Origin of the sequence: Streptomyces tricolor, assembly GCF_002155905.1 — a bacterium.
GTDB classification, from domain to species: domain Bacteria; phylum Actinomycetota; class Actinomycetes; order Streptomycetales; family Streptomycetaceae; genus Streptomyces; species Streptomyces tricolor.
Genome location: NZ_MUMF01001004.1, coordinates 1 through 587, shown reverse-complemented (window position 1 = coordinate 587; position 587 = coordinate 1). Strand labels below are relative to the sequence as shown.

General features: G+C 70.5%; 1 protein-coding gene. It reads left to right on the top strand.

Translation table 11 applies throughout. The features are described 5' to 3' along the window. Positions 1-253: 253 nt before the first annotated feature. Positions 254-587 (top strand): hypothetical protein (locus CCN44_RS42320; RefSeq protein ID WP_086704585.1); only part of this gene is annotated, 334 nt, incomplete at its 3' end.

Below are 587 nucleotides of genomic sequence, written 5' to 3'. Positions count from 1 at the left end.
ACGGCGACCTCGGGGGTACCGGCGAACACGAGCTTCATGGGCGGGATCGGGCCTCTCGGGCGGGGGTGGTACGAGCAGCGCACCAGTCTATGACCATGGGCGGCGCGCGAGCGGGTGGGCGGCGTACGCATATGCCCGTACGCCCCCACCCCGTGACCAGCGGAGCGTCAGCGCGTTGGTCAAGAAAGAGTTGACCACATCGGGCCGCTTTCGCGGCCCAATTCCTTTCAACGCCGGTTCGAGAGGCTTGTTCATGGCCGACCATGCAACCCACGACGCCCAGGCCCGGGCCAGCCTGCACTTGCTGGTGCGGGACATCGAGCGGGTCCGCCGGCAGGTGGACGCGCTGCGCACGCTCACCGCCCAGTTGGGCAACGTCTACCGCCCGCGCCGCACCGGCCCGTCCACGGGCTTCGTCGTCTACGGACGCGCTCCCGCCCCGACGGTCCGCCTTGCCCAGGAACTCCGGGACAGTGTCGAAACCCTGGTCACGGCCGCCGTGGACTTCGACCGCTCGCTCGGCTTCTCGTGGGACGCGGTGGGCTCGGCGCTCGGGGTCACCAAGCAGGCGGTGCACCGCCGGTACG